The sequence below is a fragment of the Streptomyces sp. NPDC086519 genome (assembly GCF_040686075.1).
In the GTDB taxonomy this organism is placed as follows: Bacteria; Actinomycetota; Actinomycetes; order Streptomycetales; family Streptomycetaceae; genus Streptomyces; species Streptomyces shenzhenensis.
Map to the genome: position 1 here is coordinate 95,159 of NZ_JBFBJL010000009.1, position 19,102 is coordinate 114,260.

The 19,102-nt window shown below is 73.3% G+C and carries 19 protein-coding genes; 9 read left to right on the plus strand and 10 right to left on the minus strand.

Translation table 11 applies throughout. From position 1 onward, the window contains the following. The first annotated feature begins 50 nt into the window (after positions 1-50). Positions 51-1,403 (plus strand): nucleobase:cation symporter-2 family protein, encoded by a 1,353-nt coding sequence (locus AB0P24_RS11565; RefSeq protein WP_365792646.1) that lies wholly within the window; start codon positions 51-53, stop codon positions 1,401-1,403. 32 nt (positions 1,404-1,435) lie between these two features. On the opposite strand, the gene AB0P24_RS11570 is transcribed toward AB0P24_RS11565, so the two are convergent. Genes AB0P24_RS11570 through speB form a run of 4 tightly spaced genes read right to left on the minus strand, consistent with a single transcriptional unit; the run spans position 1,436 to position 5,038 of the window. Next, positions 1,436-1,849 carry a nuclear transport factor 2 family protein gene (locus AB0P24_RS11570; RefSeq protein ID WP_365792648.1) on the minus strand — a complete coding sequence of 138 codons (414 nt, stop codon included), beginning with the start codon at positions 1,847-1,849 and terminating at the stop codon, positions 1,436-1,438. Then, the gene (locus AB0P24_RS11575) at positions 1,846-2,499 is read right to left on the minus strand and encodes a cyclase family protein (RefSeq protein ID WP_365792650.1); all 654 of its coding nucleotides are present in this window, start codon (positions 2,497-2,499) and stop codon (positions 1,846-1,848) included. Before AB0P24_RS11575 ends, AB0P24_RS11570 begins: the two co-directional genes overlap by 4 nt. A 5-nt stretch (positions 2,500-2,504) precedes the next feature. Next, positions 2,505-4,073 (minus strand): cytosine permease, encoded by a 1,569-nt coding sequence (locus tag AB0P24_RS11580; protein WP_365792652.1) that lies wholly within the window; start codon positions 4,071-4,073, stop codon positions 2,505-2,507. Then, positions 4,070-5,038: an agmatinase gene (speB, locus tag AB0P24_RS11585; protein ID WP_181806108.1), complete on the minus strand. Its 969-nt coding sequence runs from the start codon at positions 5,036-5,038 to the stop codon at positions 4,070-4,072. The genes AB0P24_RS11580 and speB overlap by 4 nt, the downstream gene beginning before the upstream one ends. 150 nt (positions 5,039-5,188) lie before the next feature. On the opposite strand from speB, the gene AB0P24_RS11590 reads away from it, so the two are divergent. Then, positions 5,189-6,676: a PucR family transcriptional regulator gene (locus tag AB0P24_RS11590; RefSeq protein WP_365792654.1), complete on the plus strand. Its 1,488-nt coding sequence runs from the start codon at positions 5,189-5,191 to the stop codon at positions 6,674-6,676. 49 nt (positions 6,677-6,725) lie between these two features. Here the strand turns inward: AB0P24_RS11590 and AB0P24_RS11595 are convergent, their stop codons facing one another. The 3 genes from AB0P24_RS11595 to AB0P24_RS11605 form a co-directional block, all read right to left on the minus strand. Next, complete coding sequence (locus tag AB0P24_RS11595) at positions 6,726-8,051, minus strand: SGNH/GDSL hydrolase family protein (RefSeq protein WP_365792656.1); 1,326 nt, start codon at positions 8,049-8,051, stop codon at positions 6,726-6,728. Next, positions 8,048-8,242 carry a cellulose binding domain-containing protein gene (locus tag AB0P24_RS11600; RefSeq protein ID WP_365792658.1) on the minus strand — a complete coding sequence of 65 codons (195 nt, stop codon included), beginning with the start codon at positions 8,240-8,242 and terminating at the stop codon, positions 8,048-8,050. Before AB0P24_RS11600 ends, AB0P24_RS11595 begins: the two co-directional genes overlap by 4 nt. A 148-nt stretch (positions 8,243-8,390) precedes the next feature. Next, entirely contained in the window at positions 8,391-8,543 is a 153-nt protein-coding gene (locus AB0P24_RS11605) for a hypothetical protein (protein ID WP_365792660.1), read from the minus strand. Positions 8,544-8,941: 398 nt separating this feature from the next. On the opposite strand from AB0P24_RS11605, the gene AB0P24_RS11610 reads away from it, so the two are divergent. Then, positions 8,942-9,736: a pectate lyase gene (locus AB0P24_RS11610; protein WP_365792662.1), complete on the plus strand. Its 795-nt coding sequence runs from the start codon at positions 8,942-8,944 to the stop codon at positions 9,734-9,736. A 306-nt stretch (positions 9,737-10,042) separates the two neighbouring features. On the opposite strand, the gene AB0P24_RS11615 is transcribed toward AB0P24_RS11610, so the two are convergent. Next, the gene (locus AB0P24_RS11615; protein ID WP_365792664.1) at positions 10,043-10,801 is read right to left on the minus strand and encodes a PaaX family transcriptional regulator C-terminal domain-containing protein; all 759 of its coding nucleotides are present in this window, start codon (positions 10,799-10,801) and stop codon (positions 10,043-10,045) included. A 71-nt stretch (positions 10,802-10,872) separates the two neighbouring features. On the opposite strand from AB0P24_RS11615, the gene AB0P24_RS11620 reads away from it, so the two are divergent. Together AB0P24_RS11620 and AB0P24_RS11625 are read left to right on the plus strand one after the other, a co-directional pair. Further along, the gene (locus tag AB0P24_RS11620; protein WP_365792666.1) at positions 10,873-12,534 is read left to right on the plus strand and encodes an acyl-CoA dehydrogenase family protein; all 1,662 of its coding nucleotides are present in this window, start codon (positions 10,873-10,875) and stop codon (positions 12,532-12,534) included. Positions 12,535-12,634: 100 nt separating this feature from the next. Beyond that, complete coding sequence (locus AB0P24_RS11625) at positions 12,635-12,994, plus strand: hypothetical protein (RefSeq protein ID WP_365792668.1); 360 nt, start codon at positions 12,635-12,637, stop codon at positions 12,992-12,994. Positions 12,995-13,093: 99 nt separating this feature from the next. Here the strand turns inward: AB0P24_RS11625 and AB0P24_RS11630 are convergent, their stop codons facing one another. After that, positions 13,094-13,687 (minus strand): hypothetical protein, encoded by a 594-nt coding sequence (locus AB0P24_RS11630; RefSeq protein ID WP_365792670.1) that lies wholly within the window; start codon positions 13,685-13,687, stop codon positions 13,094-13,096. A gap of 271 nt (positions 13,688-13,958) precedes the next feature. Between AB0P24_RS11630 and AB0P24_RS11635 the strand changes: the two genes are divergently transcribed. The 4 genes from AB0P24_RS11635 (at position 13,959) to AB0P24_RS11650 (ending at position 17,930) form a co-directional block, all read left to right on the plus strand. After that, positions 13,959-15,044 carry a sialidase family protein gene (locus tag AB0P24_RS11635; RefSeq protein WP_365792672.1) on the plus strand — a complete coding sequence of 362 codons (1,086 nt, stop codon included), beginning with the start codon at positions 13,959-13,961 and terminating at the stop codon, positions 15,042-15,044. Positions 15,045-15,170: 126 nt separating this feature from the next. Continuing rightward, positions 15,171-15,848, plus strand: coding sequence for a uracil-DNA glycosylase (locus tag AB0P24_RS11640; RefSeq protein ID WP_365792674.1), 678 nt, complete (start codon positions 15,171-15,173; stop codon positions 15,846-15,848). Next, entirely contained in the window at positions 15,845-16,861 is a 1,017-nt protein-coding gene (locus AB0P24_RS11645) for a BadF/BadG/BcrA/BcrD ATPase family protein (RefSeq protein ID WP_365792676.1), read from the plus strand. The genes AB0P24_RS11640 and AB0P24_RS11645 overlap by 4 nt, the downstream gene beginning before the upstream one ends. Before the next feature lie 142 nt (positions 16,862-17,003). Next, positions 17,004-17,930: a hypothetical protein gene (locus AB0P24_RS11650; protein ID WP_365792678.1), complete on the plus strand. Its 927-nt coding sequence runs from the start codon at positions 17,004-17,006 to the stop codon at positions 17,928-17,930. Between the two features lie 130 nt (positions 17,931-18,060). On the opposite strand, the gene AB0P24_RS11655 is transcribed toward AB0P24_RS11650, so the two are convergent. After that, entirely contained in the window at positions 18,061-19,092 is a 1,032-nt protein-coding gene (locus AB0P24_RS11655; protein WP_365792680.1) for a lactonase family protein, read from the minus strand. Positions 19,093-19,102 lie beyond the last annotated feature (10 nt).

The window sequence follows — 19,102 nt, forward strand, 5'->3', positions numbered from 1 at the left end:
GCCGCTTACCGTCTCGTGCTGTCCGGATGTCGTCCCGCCCTGGAGTCCCCGTGGCCCCCACCAGTGCCTCCGTCCATCCCGTCGACGAGGTCCCACCCGTACGGCAGTTGACCACGTTCGGCCTTCAGCATGTGCTCGCGATGTACGCGGGCGCGGTCGCCGTGCCGCTGATCGTGGGCGGCGCGATGAAGCTGTCGCCCGCCGACCTGGCGTATCTGATCACCGCTGACCTGCTGGTGTGCGGCATCGCCACCCTCATCCAGTGCGTCGGCTTCTGGCGCTTCGGCGTCCGCCTGCCGATCATGCAGGGCTGCACGTTCGCCGCGGTCTCGCCGATGGTCCTCATCGGTACGACGGGCGGCGGACTCCCCGCGATCTACGGCTCGGTGATCGTGGCGGGCCTGGCGATCATGCTGCTCGCGCCCGTCTTCGGCCGGCTGCTGCGCTTCTTCCCGCCTCTGGTCACCGGCACGGTGATCCTGATCATCGGGGTCTCGCTGCTGCCGGTGGCAGGCAACTGGGCGGCGGGCGGCGCGGGCGCGAAGGACTTCGGGGAGCCGAAGAACCTGGCGCTCGCGGCCTTCGTGCTCGCGGTGGTGATCGGCGTGCAGCGGTTCGCGCCGGCCCAGCTCGCCCGGATCGCGGTCCTGATCGGGATCGCGGTGGGCCTCGCGGTGGCGGTGCCCTTCGGGTTCACCGACTTCGGCGGGGTCGGGGACGCCGACTGGCTGGGCATCAGCACGCCGTTCCACTTCGGGGCGCCGACGTTCAAGGCGTCGGCGATCGTCTCGATGCTGGTGGTGGCCCTGGTCACGATGACCGAGACGACCGGTGACCTGCTCGCGGTCGGCGAACTGACCGGCCGCGAGGTCGAGCCGCGCTCCCTCGCCGACGGGCTGCGCGCCGACGGCCTCTCGACCGTCCTCGGCGGTGTCTTCAACACCTTCCCGTACACGGCCTACGCGCAGAACGTGGGCCTGGTCGGCATGACCCGGGTGCGCAGCCGGTGGGTGGTCGCGACGGCCGGCGGCATCCTGGTGCTGCTCGGTCTGCTGCCCAAGCTGGGTGCGGTGGTCGCAGCGATTCCGGCTCCGGTACTGGGCGGCGCGGGGCTGGTGATGTTCGGCACGGTCGCGGCGAGCGGTCTGCGCACCCTGGCGGCCGTCGACTTCAGGGGCAACAACAACCTGACGGTGGTGGCCGTCTCGGTGGCGGTCGGTGTACTGCCGGTGGGCGTGCCGACGGTCTACGCGAAGTTCCCGGACTGGTTCCAGACGGTGATGAACAGCGGCATCAGCGCGGGCTGCCTGACCGCGATCGTGCTGAACCTGCTCTTCAACCACCTGCCGTCGAGGACCGATCCGGCCCCGGGGACGGTTCCCACCGGAGCCGGCTCCGCCTAGGGCCTGTCGTCAAGGCTTGGCCGGGGTTGTCGTCAAGAGGATCCGGCCGCGGTGGACGGGGCGGCGGACAGATGCTCGTGAACCGCCCGCCAGTCCCCGTCGCCGACACGGTGGAAGACGATGGTCTCGCGCTCGTGCAGCACCTCCTCGCCGGCCGTGGTGGCGACGCGGGTGGTCACCGAGTGGGTGAACACAGCCGTGTCGCCGAGGAGTTGGAGGCGGCGGTCGTTCGAGTCGCAGGACCGGACGCGGAAGTCGTCCTCGTCGCTCCACTTCTGCCACAGGGCCCGGTACTCCTGGGTGGAGTCCAGCCGCCGGTCGGTGGTGTGGAAGACGAATGTCGCGTCGGCCGCGAAGGCGTCGAAGTAGTCGTCGGTGCGGCCCTCGGCGAAGGCGGCGATCAGGGCGTCCGCCGCGGCGAGGACGGTGTCGTGGTCGTTCGTCATGGGCGCGGCTCCGAGATCCGGGCCACGGCGCGGACGGGTGCGCCGTCCGCGCCGGGCAGGTGCAGGGGGAAGAGGCTGACGTGGACGTCGTGGCCGCTGTGCTGGGCGTCGAGGACCTCGGCGAGGTTGGTGAGGTTCTCGGCGATGACGGCGTCGGCGCCGCACAGGATGCGGTGGGCGGGAAGGGTCTCGCCGGGGGTCGGGTCGACGCTCAGGGCGTCGATGCCGACGGTGTACACGCCCCGGGCGACGAGGAGAGCGGCCGCCTCCTGCGTCAGATGGGGGTGGTCGTGGTAGGCGTCGGTGCCCCAGTGCGCGGACCAGCCGGTGGCGATCAGCACGATCCGGCCGGCCGGGACCCGGGCGAGCAGGTCCGCTCCGACGGCCGCCCGGGGCGCCAGACCCCGGGCGTCGACGACGTGGGCGGGGCCGTCGAAACGGTCCAGCGGCAGCTGGTCCAGCGTGGGCAGGCCGTCCTCGATGTGGGAGGGGGCGTCCACGTGCGTGCCGGACTGCGAACCCATGTGCACCTGAAGGACGTTGACACCGTCCTGGGCCGCGGTCAGCGCGGGCCGGATGTCCACCTGCGGATCGCCGGGGTAGACCGGCATCCCGGTGCGCAGCGGCACGGACAGGTCGATCAGGCGCATCCCCCTCACACCTCCGCGGGCTCGGGGGTGGCCACGGGGGCGCCGTCGGCGGCGGTGATCGGGGCCACCGGGGTGTCGACGGCGCGCACCAGCCGCGGGCCCTCGGGGCCGAAGACGGCGCGGGGTTCGGGGAAGAACCACAGCAGCGCGAGGTAGACGACCGCGGCCAGGCCCAGTCCGACGGGCAGCGAGATGTCCACGCCGCCCGCGAGGTCACCCAGGGCGCCGACGAACTGACCGGGGAGGTTGACGAACTGGACCGCGAGCAGGGCGGAGGCCAGCCAGGCGCCCATGCCGCGCCAGTTCCAGCCGTGCGTGAACCAGTAACGTCCGCCCCGCTGACGGCGGTTGAAGACCTGCAACGAGTCGGGATCGTACCAGCCGCGGCGGGTGAGGAAGCCCAGGGTCATGATGACCATCCACGGCGCGGTGCACACGATGATCAGCGTCGCGAAGGTGGAGATGGACTGGGTCAGGTTGGCGGCGAAGCGGCCGACGAAGATGAAGGAGATCGACAGGACGCCGATGAACACGGTGGCCTGCACCCGGCTGAACCGGGGGAAGACGCTGGCGAAGTCGAGGCCGGTGCCGTAGAGCGAGGTGGTGCCCGTGGACATGCCGCCGATCAGCGCGAGCAGGCAGACGGGCAGGAAGTACCAGGAGGGCGAGACGGCCAGCAGGCCGCCGACGTAGTCCGGGGCGCTCGGGTCGAGGAAGTTCCCCGCCTTCGCGGCGATGATCGAGGCGGTCGCCAGGCCGAAGAAGAACGGCAGGATCGTCGCGACCTGGGAGAGGAAGGCCGCGCCCATGACCCGGCGGCGCGGGGTGTCGGCGGGGATGTAGCGGGCCCAGTCGCCGAGGAAGGCTCCGAACGAGACGGGGTTGGACAGCACGATCAGCGCGGAGCCGATGAAGGCCGGCCAGAAGCCGGGGGTGCTCAGCGAGTGGAAGCTGCCCTGGTAGCCGGGGTCGAAGTCGCCCCCGAAGGCGAGGAGGCCGAGGGCGAAGAGCAGGGAGGCGGCGGCGACCGCGATCTTGTTCACGAAGAGCATGAAGCGGAAGCCGTAGATGCACACCGTCAGCACCAGCGCGGCGAACAGCCCGTAGGCGAGCGCGTAGACGCCCTCGTTGGTCGGCAGGTGGAACATCCGGTGCGCGCCGCCGACCAGGGCGTCACCGGAGGACCACACGGAGATGGAGAAGAAGGCGACCGCGGTCAGCAGGGAGAGGAAGGAGCCGACGACCCGGCCGTGCACACCCAGGTGCGCGGAGGAGGACACCGAGTTGTTGGTGCCGTTCAGCGGCCCGAACACGGCCAGCGGGGCGAGGATCAGCGCGCCGACGGCGAGTCCGAGGCCGGTGGCCGCGAGGCCCTGCCAGAAGGAGAGCCCGAACAGGATCGGGAAGGCGCCGAGGACACAGGTGGCGAAGGTGTTCGCGCCGCCGAAGGCGACCCGGAAAAGGTCCAGCGGCCGGGCGGTGCGGTCGGCGTCCGGGATGCGCTCCACCCCGTACGTCTCGATCTCGGTCAGCGCCGGAGCGTCGTGCTGCTCCGACGGGGGGCTGGTGGTCATGTCTGCTCCTCGCGAGGGCCGGTGGAGTCCAGGGTGAACAGGCTGATCAGGTCGTAGGCGACATGGGACGCCGCGACGGAGGTGATGTCGGCGTGGTCGTAGGCGGGGGCGACCTCGACGACGTCGGCGCCGACCAGGTTGAGTCCGGCGAGGCCGCGCAGGATCTCCAGCAGCTCGCGCGAGGTCATGCCGCCGGCCTCGGGGGTACCGGTGCCGGGGGCGTGCGCGGGGTCGAGGACGTCGATGTCGACGGACACGTACAGCGGCCGGTCGCCGATGCGCTGCCGCAGTGCGTCCACCGTCTCGTCGACGCCGCGGCGCAGCACGTCGGAGGAGGTGACGATGCCGAAGCCGAGGCGGCGGTCCTCCTCCAGGTCCCGCTTGCCGTACAGCGGGCCGCGGGTGCCGACGTGGCTGAGCGCCTCGGTGTCGACGATGCCCTCCTCGACGGCGCGGCGGAAGGGGGTGCCGTGGGTGTACTCGGCGCCGAAGTAGGTGTCCCAGGTGTCGAGGTGCGCGTCGAAGTGCAGGACGGCGACCGGTCCGTGCCGCCGCGCGACCGCGCGCAGCAGCGGCAGCGCGATGGTGTGGTCGCCGCCGATGGTGACCAGTTTCGTGCCGTCGGACTGGAGGCGGGATGCCTCGTGCTCGACGGTCTCGATCGCCTCGTTGATGTCGAAGGGGTTCACCGGGATGTCACCGGCGTCGGCGACCTGCACCGTCGCGAACGGCGACACGTCGAGCGCCGGGTGGTACGGGCGCAGCAGCCGGGAGGCCTCGCGCACCGCGGCCGGGGCGAACCGGGCGCCGGGCCGGTAGGAGACCCCGGTGTCGAAGGGGACGCCGACGACGGCGATGTCCGCGCGGGGCACCTCGTCCAGCCGCGGCAGCCGGGCGAAGGTCGCCGGTCCCGCGTAGCGGGGGACGCGGGATGAGTCCACGGGTCCACGGGGCTGGGTCGTCATCGGGCACCTTCCTGTCAAGTCTGTACGTGCACGCCGGATGGGCGGCCCCCGGGGCGGAGTGAGTGGTTCCGGTCACCGGGGATGACTCAGTGTGCGGACGGCCCAACAGCAGGGTCAATTGTTGACGACACGAAGAACTACAGTTGACTTGTGTCCGACCACAAAGCCACGCCGCGTTCCGTTCTCACCGTGGGCGACCTGCTGTCGTTCCCGGCGCTCCAGATACGCCTGCTCGCGGGCGGCGGCGGCCTGGGCCGCACGGTCTCCTGGGCGCACGTCAGCGAACTGGAGGACCCCACGCCCTGGCTCCAGGGTTCGGAGGTCCTCATGACCGTGGGCCTCGCCGTGCCGCGCGCCGGCGAGGCCCAGCGGCGCTATCTGGAGCGGCTCGACGACGCGGGCGTCGCGGCGCTGGTCCTCAGCACCCAGTTGCGCACCCCGCCGCTGCGGCGGGCGTTCCTCGCCGCGGCCGAGGAACGCGGCTTCCCCGTGCTGGAGGTGCCGCTCACCGTTCCCTTCGTCACCATCGCGCAGGAGGTCGCCGCGGCGGTCAGCGAGAAGTCCGCCGAGCGGCTCGGCGCCCAGCTCCAGGTCTTCGGCGCACTGCGCTGGATGGCCGAGGAGAACCTCGACATCCCCGCGCTCTTCGACCGCCTGGAGCAGCTCAGCGGCTACCGCCTCTTCCTGTGCACCCCCCAGGGGCGCCCGCTGCTGCCCGGCGTCGCGGCGCCCGAGGACCTCTCGGTGCTGCCGGCGGACCCGGACGCCCCGCCGACCGTGCCCGGCGGCTTCGTGCTCCCGGTCCTCGGCCCGGGTGGCGCGGCCGGCTACCTGGTCGCGCTGGAACAGGCCGGCGCCCGTCCGGCCGGGCTGGCCGTCGTCCAGCACTTGGCCACCGTCGCCGCCCTGCGGCTCGCGATGGTCCGCCAGGAACGCGAAGTGCTGCGGCGGGAGGGGGCGGAGACCCTCGCCGAGCTGCTCCAGGACACCCTCGACCCGGCCGGCGCCCAGCGCCGGCTGGCCCACCACGGCCTGGACACGCGGCGGCCCGTGGTCCTCGCGGTGCTCCGGCGCGCCCAGGACGAGCAGTTGGACGGCGCCCTGTCGGACCATCCGCACCTGACCCTGCGCCGCGGTGAGGACCGGCTGGTCCTGGCCGAACCCGGCTTCACCGAGGCCCTGGCCGGGCTGCCCGGCGCGGTGTGCGGGGTGAGCCGCCCCTTCACCGTCGGCGAGCCCCTGCGGGTCGCCCAGCAGGAGGCGGAATGGGCGGCCGGACGCGCCGAGGAGGCGGGCAAGCCGCTCCTCCACTACGGCGAGGACGCCACCGGGCGCTGGCTGCCCGAGGACCGCCGGCTGCTGGCGGCACTCGTCGAGCAGGTCCTCGGCGAGGCCCTGCGCTACGACGAGGCGCACGGGTCACAGCTGCTGGTCTCCGTGCGCACCTGGATGGAGCGCGACCGCCGCACCGAGGACGCCGCCGCGGCCCTCCACGTCCACCCGAACACCCTCGCCTACCGGCTGCGCCGGTTCGGCGAGGTGACCGGCCGGGATCTGTCGACGACCGCCGCCTTCACCGAGGTCTGGTTCGCCGTGCGCGCGGCGACCGAACTCGGCGTCGCGGTCGCCGGGCCGTAGCCCGGGGCTGCCGGCAAGCCCCTGTCCGGCGCCGGCAGGGACTCCGTGGTCACCGGGGCGTGCGGAACAGCCCAGCGGGCACCGCTGCCGCCAGTGCCCCGTACCCGGTCGGGTTGAGGTGCAGCCAGTCCCCCACCTGGAGGTCGGCCCGCAGGCGGCTCGGATCGGCCGGGTCCCGTACCACCCGGTCGAAGTCGATCACCGCGTCGAAGTGCCCGTGCCCCCGGATCCACGCGTTGACGCGCCGGCGGGCCGCCTCGCGCACTCCGGCCCCGTCGTCGTAGGCGTTGCCGCCGAAGGGCAGCAGGGTGGCGCCGTAGACCCGGATGCCCTGGGCGTGGGCGCGGACGACGATCTGCCGGTAGGCGGCGACGAGGTCGTCGGCGACGGCCTGCTGGGCCTGCGGGGTGGCGGCGGCGGTGCCGATGTCGTTGACGCCCTCGAAGACGATCAGCCAGGAGACCCCGCTGCGGGAGAGGACGTCCCGGTCGAGTCGGGCCAGGACATTGGGGCCGAGGCCGTCGGCGAGGACCCGGTTGCCGCCGGCCGCCTGGTTGAGCACGGCGATGCCCGAGGTACCGGCCCCGGACCGCAGACGGTCGAAGAACTGGTCCGGCCAGCGGTCGTTGCCGTTGGTCGTGGACCCCCGGCCGTCGGTGAGGGAGTCGCCGAGAACGGCCACGGCCCGGGTCGCGGCGGGCGCCAGGACCTCGACGTCGCTCAGCAGGTACCAGTGGTCGACCGCGGTCGCGCCCGTCAGATCCGGGTCCCGCGTGTGGTCGCCGCCGAGGAGGTACGACGTGGTGCGCGAACCCGGGTGCGAGGTGAGCGCCAGATCGGGCTGGCCCTGCGCGGTGTACGCCGTGACCGTGAGCTCGGCCCCCGGTGCCAGTTCGAGGCCGACGGGATCGGAGACGACCTGGGCCCCGACGGGTACGACGGTCGCGGCACGCCCGGAGAACGTCACCCGGTGCAGGCTGCCCGCAACGATCGCGGAGACCCCCGCCCGGCCGCCCGCCGGCAGCGCCACGGTCACCGAGGTCAGCGGCAGCGCGGTGTCCCCGTAGGCGTTGGAGAAGCGCAACCGGAGCCGGTGGGCGCCGACGGTCACGCGGACGGTCTGGCGCAGGGTGGTGTCGGCCAGGACGGACTTCTCCCCCGTGAAGGGCGCGGGCGGCAGGTTGCCGGCCTCGGTGAGCTGCGGCATCCCGGTCCAGGTGGTCACCCAGTGACTGCCCTGGCGGGCGGCCGAGGCGACCGGGCGCGGACCGCGCACCAGCGCGGTGACGGCCGTGGCGGTCACCACCAGGACGAGGGCGAGGACACAGGTGCTGAGCAGGGCGGCGAGCGGCGTTCTGCTGGGTTGCGGCTTCACGGGGACCTTCCGGGCGAGGGGACGGCGGCGGTGCCGTCGTCGGCTGACCGTGCGGGGGTGCCGTTGAGCGAGTACGCGGTGGGGGCCGCGCTGTCGCCGGTGTGGACTGCCTGGTGGCCGATGCTCACGCTCGCGCTCGGCGCGATGGTGGCGTTGTACGACACGTCGGCCGCCGCCACCGCGCCGGACACGGGGCTGTACGTGGCGTTCCAGCCGTGGGTGACGGTCCGGCCGAGGTCGGGGTGAAGCCGAGCCGTCAGCCGCCGATGGTCGTCGTGCCGGTGTCGGTGAGGGTCACGGATTCGGTGAGGGCGGTGTTCCAGGCGGTGGTGGTGGACGTCACCCCGCAGGCACCGGCCGGGGCATCTGCGGGCCGCCGGGGTTGCCCCCGAAGCCGGTCACCTCGGTGAGCGTCGCCGCGGGGACGGCGGCGGGGCGGGCCGGGACGGCGGGCGCCGAGACGGCCGTCGCCGCGAGCGGCGGCAGCGGCACCCCCAGCGGGACGAGGCGAACCGAGAGCGGCCCGGTGCGCGGTGCGTCGACGGTGGGGACGGGTGGGGGGCACGTCGTTGTCCCTTTCTGATCGCGGCCCGGTGCGGCGTCGTGCGGGGAACTCCCGGCATGGTGACATGAACACGGCCGCTCACGGAAGCGCTCCCACGTCACCTTCGCAGGACACGGGACGGCCGGAACGGATGCTGCGCGAGGCGTTGACCAGAAAGCGCTTTCATTCTACGTTCCGTTCAGCACCCTGACCGGCGGGCACCGACAGGCCGCCGTTCGCGCAGGTGCACGAACGCGGCGATCCACACACTGAACGCACATCAGATACATGAACAACCCTGTTGGATCGCAGGCAGGCCCCCCACTCGAAAGAAGGCATACGGGACATGACTTCACGAGCACCGAACAGTGCGCGCGCACTGCTGGGCGCGCTGGCCGCCCTGGGACTCTCGATTGGCATGATCATGACTGATGGAGCCTCGGCGGAAGCGGCCACCTGGCCGACCGCGAGCGGCAGCCAGGCCGTCACCGCGACGATCAAGCTGTCGGGGACGAAGGACTACGGGATGCTGCGCCTGTACGGCAGCGGCGACCTGGGCACCGGCGGGCAGAGCGAGAGCCAGGACCCGATCCTCGATCTGGCGGCCGGCACCGTCCTGAAGAACGTCATCATCGGCGCGCCCGCCGCGGACGGCATCCACTGCGAGGGCAGCTGCACGCTGCAGAACGTGTGGTGGGAGGACGTCGGCGAGGACGCGGCGACCTTCCGCGGCTCCTCGTCGTCCAACGTGTACACCGTCTCGGGCGGCGGCGCGAAGGAAGCCAGCGACAAGGTGTTCCAGTTCAACGGTGCCGGGACGCTGAACGTGTCCAACTTCGCGGTGCAGAACTTCGGCAAACTGGTCCGCTCGTGCGGCAACTGCTCCACGCAGTACAAGCGCACGATCAACCTGAACACCATCGAGGCGACGTACAAGGGCAGTGCGCTGGTCGGGATCAACACCAACTACGGTGACAGCGCGACGCTGAAGAACATCACGATCGTCGGGGACAGCAGCAAGAAGATCGTGCCCTGCCAGAAGTACATCGGCAACAACACGGGCGCCGAACCGCCGACGAACGGGAGCGGGCCGGACGGGACGTACTGCAAGTACGCGAGTTCGGACATCACTTACAAGTGAGCCGGGGCGGTGGGGCGGGCGGCTTCGCACCTCGACGAGGCCGGGCTGCCGGACCATGCCGAGTTCGTCACCGCCGCCCCACCGTTCGACGAGTCCGCCGTCGCTGTCGAAGCGGCTGATCCGCACGCCTCGGCAGCCGGCCTTCTCATCGGCGACCGGCCGCCGCCGACGGCCCCAGGTGCGTCTCCGAGACGACAGGGGCGAGGGCCGACTCGTCGGCGGCGACCAGCTGCACCACCTGACCGCACCCCGTCACACACCCCCGGCGCGCCCGCGCCGGGGGCCCTCGCAAGAGCCGGAGAACCGTCAGGCCGCCGTGCCCCCCGTCGGCCCTCTCAGTTCCGCCCGGTACCCCGTGTACGCGGCGCGCAGTTCGTCGCCCGGCCAGTCGGCGGGCAGGAGTTCCGGGGGCAGGACCGGGTCGGTCAGCAAGTGGCGTACCGCCGCCGCGAAGACCGTGAAGCGGTCGGCCGGGAGGCGGGACGCGGACGCTCGGGCGAGGAGCGCGCGGGCGGTGCCGGCCCAGGCGGTCAACGGCCAGAGGCCGGCGGCCAGTTCGACTGCGGGCAGGTCGGGGCGGGCCGTGTAGGACTGCACGGTGTCGGCGAGGTCGGCGGGCAGGGGCCTCACCAGGTTCGCCGGGCGGAGCCAGACGCCCTCGCGGAGTTCGGCCAGGCGGAGGGAGGCCAGCCGGGAGCGCAGGTCGGCTCGTGCGGCGGGGTCGCGGCCCGTGGCCGTGACGACCAGCATCTCCCAGTCGCCGCGCCACGCGCGCGTGCGGGGCCGTACCGCCTCGTCCTGGCGGCGCTGGCGGGCCAGCAGCCGGTCGCTGAGGCCGTAGACGGCGTCGTCGCCGCGGCGCAGGTCGCCGGCCGCCGTCATACGGCTGAGCGCGGCCCGGAGCGTGGAGCCGCCGACCCCGAAAGGCTCGACGAACCGGATCAGGTCCTTCACCGGCAGCTCCGGCGGATGCGTGCCCAGCAGCAGGCTCAGCACGACCGACCGAGCCGACAGGGGCCGCAGTCCGACGTCGGCGGGCTCGGCGGACACGTCGTTCATGCGCATGCTCACGTACTGTACGTGCGGAGGATTGTTGCACTATTGCTGCGGTCGCAGAATTATCGCAACATAGAGCCATGGACTCGACCGTCGCGCTTCCGCAACCGCAGTACGCCACTCACGACGTCACCAACCAGGCGCCGCCGCTCGCCCCGTACGACGCCTCCGACGACCCGGTGCTGATCGAGGGGCTGCGCCGGGAGGGGGCGGAGTGGGCAGAGGAGGGGATCCGGCGGCTCGGGGTGCGGGCCGGCAGCGCGGCGGCGCAGGAGTGGGGTGAGCTGGCCAACCGGCACGAGCCGGAGCTGCGCAGCCACGACCGGTACGGCAACCGGGTCGACGAGGTCGACTTCCACCCCAGCTGGCACCACCTGATGCGGGTGGCGGTGGCGGAAGGACTGGCGGGGGCCGCCTGGGCGGACGACCGGGCGGGGGCACACGTCGCGCGGACCGCGGGTGGGCTGGTGTGGGGGCACACCGAGTCCGGCCACGGCTGCCCCACGTCGATGACGTACGCCGCCGTTCCCGCGCTGCGCGCCCAGCCCGAGCTGGCCAAGGTGTACGAACCGCTGCTGACCAGCCGGGAGTACGCGCCGGGGCTGCGCGTGCCGACCGAGAAGCCGGGACTGCTCGCCGGGATGGGCATGACCGAGAAACAGGGCGGTTCGGACGTACGGACGAACACGACGGCCGCCACCCCCACCGCCGAGCCGGGCGTGTACACCCTGCGCGGGCACAAGTGGTTCACCTCGGCGCCGATGTGCGACGTCTTCCTGGTGCTGGCCCAGGCACCGGGCGGCCTGTCGTGCTTCCTGGTCCCGCGCGTGCTGCCGGACGGCAGCCGCAACGCGTTCCGCATCCAGCGGCTGAAGGACAAGCTCGGCAACCGCTCCAACGCGTCCTCCGAGCCGGAGTTCGACGGGACCGTGGCCTGGCTGGTCGGGCCCGAGGGGCGAGGGGTGAAGACCATCATCGAGATGGTCAACTGCACCCGGCTGGACTGTGTGATGAACTCGGCGACCCTGATGCGCAAGACGCTCGTCGAGGCCGGTCATCATGTGCGCCACCGCAGCGCGTTCGGCGCGCGGCTCGTCGACCAGCCGCTGATGCGCAATGTCCTGGCCGACCTGGCCCTGGAGTCGGAGGCAGCGACCACGCTGACGCTGCGGCTGGCCGGGGCCGCCGACCGCGCGGTGCGCGGGGACGAGCAGGAGCGGACCTTCAGGCGGATCGCGACCGCCGTCGGCAAGTACTGGGTCACCAAGCGCGGCCCGGCCTTCACCGCGGAGGCGCTGGAGTGCCTGGGCGGCAACGGCTACGTCGAGGATTCCGGCATGCCCCGGCACTACCGCGAGGCCCCGCTGCTGTCGATCTGGGAGGGCTCGGGGAACGTCAACGCGCTCGACGTGCTGCGGGCGCTGTCCCGCGAACCCGGGGCCGCCGACGTCCTGTTCGGCGAACTCGCGCACGCCCGCGGAGCGGACACCCGGCTGGACGCCGCCGTGACCCGGCTGAAGAACGAACTGGCCGGGACCGATCAGGTGGGGGCGCGCCGGGTGGTCGAACGGATGGCGCTGGCGCTCCAGGCCTCGCTGCTGGTCCGGTACGCCCCGGCCGCCGTCGCGGACGCCTTCTGCGCGACCCGGCTCGGCGGCGACTGGGGGCACGCGTTCGGCACCCTGCCCGCCGGCGCCGCGTTCGACGCGATCCTGGAGCGGGCACTGCCTGACCGGAACTGACCCCCGTGCGGGTGGCCGCGGCCGGTGACCGCCGACGGATCGCACACGGTCGCCGCCCGATTCCGGTCGCAGCCGCAGCGCGCGGACGGCGGCCGGGCAGTTGGGGCGGCTGGGGCCGGCCGCCCGCGACGCGCTGCCCGCGCTGCACCGGCTGGCCGGATCCGGCCGGATGGGGGAACGGACGGCGGCGGCCGAGGCGTTGTGGCGGATCGGCGGGGATCCGGAGCCCGTCCTGCCGGTGTTCCGGACCGCCTGGTCGGAGAACCCCTGCACACGGGGCGCGATCGCCGGGTGTCTGGCCGCGACGGGCCCGGCGGCCGCCCCGCTGCGCGATCTGATGACGGCCGAACTCGCCACCGCCCGGCGGCACACGGCACGACCGGGCGGGTTCGGCAGCCACGACATCGCCCAGGACGAGCGGCTGCTCTCCGACTGCCGCCAGGCGCTGGCGAGTCAGTGACCGGAGGCCGCGCCGTCACGCGCCGCCGGTGACCGGCTGCCGTGCCGTCGGCCGCCAGCGAGCCGGTGACCGGCGGCCGTGCCGCGCAAGGCGCGGGCGTCAGCCGGTCGTCCGGCCCCACTGCGGTCCGAGCCGTGCCCATTCCGCGTCCCAGCGGTCCATCCGCCGCCGCTCCAGGCGGCCACGCGCGACGAGCCCGGTGACGAGCGGCACGGCGGCCGCGCTCAGCCCGGCCAGTCCACCGATCAGCGTGGCGCGGAAGTGGGCCTCGGAGGCGGTGGCGGGCCGGGTGACGAGGTGCCCCTGGGGATCCGTCCAGACGGTGATCGGGGTGCCGACCTTGCTGCCGGCCGCGACCCGCGCCTGGCCGGTGTGCGCGGAGCCGTCGGCGACGGTCCAGCCCACTCTCGTCCAGACCCGTTCTCCGTCGGAGGAGTGGGACTTCGATCGCGCCGACCCGGGGGCCTTGTCGAGGACGCGGGCCACGACCGGGTGCCATTCGACGCGCTCACGGGCCAGGCCGTCCTCGACCGACCGGGCCGCCGCGAGCCCGGCGAGCACCCCGGCCAGCAGGGTGAGCAGCCAGGTGCCGAGCAGCACCCAGGCCTCCATCGTGTCGGCGCGACGCTTCAGCGGGTTGCGCCGCCAGCGCCACAGCCAGACCTTCGGACCACGGAACGCCTTCAACGGCATCCTCCTCACGCGCGTACGGACAGCCCCGTACCGCCCTCCCATACGGGAGCCGCCGCCCCGTTGCTCACGGCGGACTCCATGTCGACGGTCGCACGACCGGCCCCGCTCGCGCAGGCGTCTGCCGGAACGCATTCCGCCGCCTTGTTCGACCGACCGACACGACGGCTCCGACCTGCGACGACGCAGTCCCAGGGGTGACTGTCAGTGGTGGGGTGCAGACTGGCCGGTGTCTGAAAACGGGTGTGACAAAGGCGTCATGGAGGTGGTCGGCATGACCGAGGTACTGCTCGCCGTGGGAACCCGGAAGGGTCTGTTTCTCGGGAGGCGGCGAGGTGGCGCCTGGGAGTTCGACGAGAGTCCCTACTTCAACGCGCAGGCCATCTACTCGGTCGCCATCGACACCCGGGGCGAGCGGCCCCGGTTGCTGGCGGGCGGCGACAGCGCGCACTGGGGGCCCTCGGTGTTCCACTCCGACGACCTGGGCCGCACCTGGAGCGAACCGGCCCGGCCCGCCGTGAAGTTCCCGAAGGACACCGGTGCCTCGCTGGAGCGGGTCTGGCAGCTCCATCCGGCGGCGGCCGAGCCGGGGGTGGTGTACGCGGGCACCGAACCGGCCGCGCTGTACCGGTCGGAGGACCGCGGGGAGAGCTTCACGCTGGTCCGGCCGCTGTGGGAGCACCCGACGCGCGACAAGTGGGTGCCGGGCGGCGGTGGTGAGGGCCTGCACACCGTCGTCACCGACCGGCGCGACCCGAAGGCGGTGACGGTCGCCGTCTCGACGGCCGGCGTGTTCCGCACCAGCGACGGCGGTGCGAGCTGGACGCCGTCCAACTCCGGTGTCTCCGCGGTGTTCCTGCCCGATCCCGACCCGGAGTTCGGTCAGTGCGTGCACAAGATCGCGCAGGACGCGGGGAGTCCGGACCGCCTCTATCTGCAGAACCACTGGGGGGTGTACCGGAGCGACGACGCGGGGGCGCACTGGACCGACATCGGCGCGGGGCTGCCGTCCACGTTCGGTTTCGCGGTGGCCGCCCATCCGCACCGCGCGGAGACGGCGTACGTCTTCCCGATCAACGCGGACGCGGACCGGGTGCCCGCCCAGCACCGCTGCCGGGTCTTCCGCACGGCCGACGCGGGCAGGACCTGGGATCCGCTGTCGGCGGGGCTGCCGCCGGAGGACCACTACGGCACGGTGCTGCGCGACGCGCTCTGCACGGACGACGCGGACCCGGCCGGCGTGTACTTCGGCAACCGCAACGGCGAGGTGTTCGCCTCGGCCGACGACGGCGACAGCTGGCGCCAGCTGGCCTCCCATCTGCCGGACGTGCTGTGCGTACGGGCCGCGGTCGTCGCCTGAGGGCAGGTTCCCGCAAGGAGGGGGGTTTGCGTCGTCCGGGGCGAGGGTCCGGTCGTCCTCGGTCGTCCCGTGACCGCGGTGGCCACGGCTTGATCGCCGACCCGTGTACGGCAGTAGGCTGACGCCGTGGCACCACGACCCTTGCATGAGATCGTCGAACCGGGCTGGGCGAAAGCCCTGGAACCAGTGGCCGGGAGGATCGCCGCGATGGGCGACTTCCTGCGCGCGGAGATCGCCGCGGGACGCACCTACCTCCCGGCCGGCCCGAACGTTCTGCGGGCCTTCCAGCAACCCTTCGACGACGTTCGCGTCCTGATCGTCGGCCAGGACCCTTACCCGACCCCGGGGCACGCGGTGGGGCTGTCGTTCTCGGTCGCGCCCGAGGTGCGGCCGCTGCCCGGCAGCCTGATCAACATCTACCGGGAGCTGACCACCGACCTGGGCCTGCCCCAGCCGTCCAACGGTGACCTCACCCCGTGGACCCAGCAGGGCGTCCTGTTGCTCAACAGGGCGCTCACCACGGCTCCGCGCAGCCCGGCCGCGCACCGCGGCAAGGGCTGGGAGGAGGTCACCGAGCAGGCCATCCGGGCGCTGGCCGACCGCGGCAAGCCGCTGGTGTCCATCCTGTGGGGCCGCGACGCCCGCAATCTCCGCCCGCTGCTGGGCCAGTTGCCGGCGGTGGAGTCCGCGCACCCCTCGCCCATGTCGGCGGACCGCGGCTTCTTCGGCTCCCGCCCGTTCAGCCGGGCCAACGACCTGCTGATCCAGCAGGGGGGACAGCCGGTGGACTGGCGTCTGCCGTGACCGGCCAGGACGGCGGTGGAGCCCCCGGCGCGGGGTTCCTCGCCGTCGACTCGGGCGGCTCCGGGTTGCGGGCCGTCGTCGGCGTGCCGGGCCGCGAGCCGTCGGCGCCGCTGGTGTCCCGGGAACCGGTGCGGACGGGGGCGCGGGGTCTGGACCCCGGGCATCTGCTGGAGGGACTCCTGCCCATGGCACGGGCGTTGGCCGACTCGTACGGGCTGGAGCGGATGACGACGGCCGTCGTCGGTGCCGCCGGTCTGGCCGGCCTGGGCGACGCGCTGCGGGCCGAGCTGCCGGACGCGCTGGCCCGGGAGCTCGGGGTGCGGACGGTCGCGCTCGCCGCCGACGCCGTGACCGCGTACGTCGGCGCCCTGGGTCCGCGGCCGGGCGCGGTGGTCGCCGCCGGGACCGGCGTGATCGCGATCGGCAGCGATCTCACCGGGTGGCGGCGGGCGGACGGCTGGGGGCATCTGCTGGGCGACTGCGGCAGCGGCGCCTGGATCGGCCGGGCCGGCCTGGAGGCGGCGCTGCGCGCCTTCGACGGGCGGGACGGCGGCTCGGCCGCGCTGCGGGCCGCCGCCGAGGAGCGGTTCGGGCCGCTGCGGGGGCTGCCCGGACAGCTCTATCCGCGCGCCGACCGGCCCGCCGTACTGGCCTCCTTCGCCCCGCACGTCGCGGACCGCGCCGGTGCGGGCGACCCGGTCGCGGCGGCGATCCTGCGCGCCGCCGCCCGGCACCTGGCCGAGTCGGCGGCCGCCGTCTGCCCCACGTCGGGTGCGCCCCGAGTGGCCCTCACCGGAGGCCTCTTCAAGCTGGGCGACCCGCTTCTCGTACCGCTGGCCGAGGAGTTGGCGCGGTTACTTCCGCAGGCTCGGCGGGTGCCGGCGGAGGGCGATCCGCTGCACGGAGCGGTACGCGTCGCGAGTGACCTGGTCACCGGGGTGCTGACCCTCCCAGGTGATGAAAATCTGCTCACCATTGTGCACATAAAACTTGTCCATACAAACGGCGATTGATCCCGTTGGGACGAGAAGTGTCCGACAGGCCACGGAATCACCTCAGATTTATGCGTAACTCATCAGACAAAACCGGACGGATACCGCTCACCTGCACCCTCCCCGAACAAGGGAACCCAGATAGCCAGTAACATGCGGCGCCATGAGCTCCCCCACTGGGCCCGCGTCCGGCCTGCCAGTACGAATGCCGCGACCCCGCCAGCCCGGACGGCACCGCCGCCCCGAACCGCTGGTGGCTCCCGAGGACGCGCCCGCGCTCGTCCTCGCGGTTCCGGGAACGCCCAGCGCGGCCACGCGCAGCCTCGCCGAAGAGGTCGTGAGCATCGCCCGTTCCGAGCTGCCGGGCCTGGACGCCCGCATCGGCTACCTGGACGGGGACGACGCGGAGTTCCCCACCCTCCAGTCCGTGCTCGCCGGTGCCGCGGAGGAGCGCACCGCCCGTTACGAGCAGGCCGTCGCCGCCGGTGCCGAGGGGCTCAAGGCCCCCGACGGCCCGGTCGCCGTCGTCGTGCCGCTGCTGGCCGGCCCGGACAGCGCGCTGCTGCGCCAGCTCCGCCACGCGGTCATGGAGAGCCGGGTCGCCGCCGATCTGACCGACGTCCTCGGCCCGCACCCGCTGCTCGCCGAGGCGCTGCACGTGCGCCTGTCCGAGGCGGGTCTGGCCCGTGCCGACCGCGCCCGGCTGTTCACCGTGGCCACGGCCGCGGACGGCATCATCCTCGCGTCCGTGGGCGGCGACGAGGCCGTGCAGGCCGCCGGGATCACCGGCATGCTGCTCGCCGCGCGCCTGGCCGTGCCGGTGATGGCCGCGGCGCTGGACCAGGAGGGTTCGATCGCCTCCGTCGCGGAGCAGCTGCGCGGTTCGGGGTCGCAGCAGCTGGCTCTGGCGCCGTACCTGATAGGACCGGAGATCGACGCGGCGCTGGTGGCCGCGGCCGCGGAGGAGGCCGACTGCGCCACCGCCGACCCGCTGGGACCGTACCCGGCGATCGGCAAGCTGGCGCTGGCCAAGTACACGACGGCGCTGGGGATCGCTCCGCAGCAGCCGCAGGGTGCGCCGGTGCGGTGAGCCGGCTCAAGCCGACGGCTCCCTTTTCCTGGAGAGGGGGCCGTCGGCTTTTCCGGGGTGGTGCGGCCGGTTCTCGGCTGCCGGCCGGTGGGGGTCGGCGCGCCGTTCCTCGCGCCCCTGACGGGGCGCTTCAGTCGAAGACGATGCAGGAGGCGGCCGGGACCGCCACCGAGCCGTCGTAGCGGGGCTGGCCCGTGTGCGGGTCGATGGTGAACCAGGTGATGTTGCCCGAGCGCTCGTTGGCGGCGTAGAGGAAGCCGCCCGACTCGGCGACCGCTCGTGGCCAGTGGCCGCCGCAGGGGACCGTGGCCGTCAGGTGCAGGCGGTCCTCGTCGGTCGTGAACGTGGTCAGGACGTCCTCGCCCCGGGCCGCCGTCCAGACGAAGCGGCCGTCGGGCGAGACGGCGATGCCGGACGGGTAGACGTCGCCGGACGGGGCGCCGGGCAGGACGGGGGTCTCGGTCAGCGGCTTGAGGGTACCGGTACCGGCGTCCCAGCCGCAGACGGTCACGGTCGGGGTGAGTTCGTTGACCACGTAGGCGTACCGGCCGCCGGGGTGGAAGGCCAGGTGGCGGGGGCCGGAGCCGGGGCGCAGCGCGAACTCCCGGTGGAGGACGGGGGTGCCCTCGTCCAGGGTGCAGACGCGGACCGAGTCGGTGCCCAGGTCCACGCTGACCGCCCAGCGGCCGCTGGGGTCGCACTGCACCTGGTGGGCGTGCGGACCGCGCTGGCGCCGCTCGTGCGGGCCCGAGCCGGTGTGCTGGAGCTGCCCGGAGGGATGTGCGGCGAGGGTGCCGTCAGGACGGACCGGAACGGCGGTGACGCTGCCCGAACCGTAGTTGGCGGTCAGGACATGGCCGTCGAAGAGGCCGAGGTGGGTGGGGCCGCTGGCGTCGACCGGGACCGGCGGCCCGGCGAGGCGCGGTTTGTCGTCGTGCACGTGGTACGCGGCGACCGCGCCGTCGGCGGTCTCGCTCACCGCGTACAGGGTGCGCCCGCCGGGTGCGAGCGCGAGATACGACGGGTCCGGTACGCCGTCGACACTCTCCAGGAGGGCCAGGGCGCCGCTGTCCGGCCGGACCGCCGCCGTGACGATGCCGGGGCCGCCCGCGGCCGTGAACGACCCGATGAACGCCCTGCGCCGCCTGCCGCCGTCTGTCACCGCTGTCCCC

What these genes read in the sequence shown, in the direction of transcription:
- AB0P24_RS11610 (WP_365792662.1), top strand. Translation starts at nt 8,942, where the DNA reads ATGACTTCACGAGCACCGAACAGTGCGCGCGCACTGCTGGGCGCGCTG.
- AB0P24_RS11620 (WP_365792666.1), top strand. Translation starts at nt 10,873, where the DNA reads ATGGACTCGACCGTCGCGCTTCCGCAACCGCAGTACGCCACTCACGAC.
- AB0P24_RS11570 (WP_365792648.1), bottom strand. Translation starts at nt 1,849, where the DNA reads ATGACGAACGACCACGACACCGTCCTCGCCGCGGCGGACGCCCTGATC.
- AB0P24_RS11615 (WP_365792664.1), bottom strand. Translation starts at nt 10,801, where the DNA reads ATGCGCATGAACGACGTGTCCGCCGAGCCCGCCGACGTCGGACTGCGG.
- AB0P24_RS11635 (WP_365792672.1), top strand. Translation starts at nt 13,959, where the DNA reads ATGACCGAGGTACTGCTCGCCGTGGGAACCCGGAAGGGTCTGTTTCTC.
- AB0P24_RS11575 (WP_365792650.1), bottom strand. Translation starts at nt 2,499, where the DNA reads ATGCGCCTGATCGACCTGTCCGTGCCGCTGCGCACCGGGATGCCGGTC.
- speB (WP_181806108.1), bottom strand. Translation starts at nt 5,038, where the DNA reads ATGACGACCCAGCCCCGTGGACCCGTGGACTCATCCCGCGTCCCCCGC.
- AB0P24_RS11580 (WP_365792652.1), bottom strand. Translation starts at nt 4,073, where the DNA reads ATGACCACCAGCCCCCCGTCGGAGCAGCACGACGCTCCGGCGCTGACC.
- AB0P24_RS11630 (WP_365792670.1), bottom strand. Translation starts at nt 13,687, where the DNA reads ATGCCGTTGAAGGCGTTCCGTGGTCCGAAGGTCTGGCTGTGGCGCTGG.
- AB0P24_RS11650 (WP_365792678.1), top strand. Translation starts at nt 17,004, where the DNA reads ATGAGCTCCCCCACTGGGCCCGCGTCCGGCCTGCCAGTACGAATGCCG.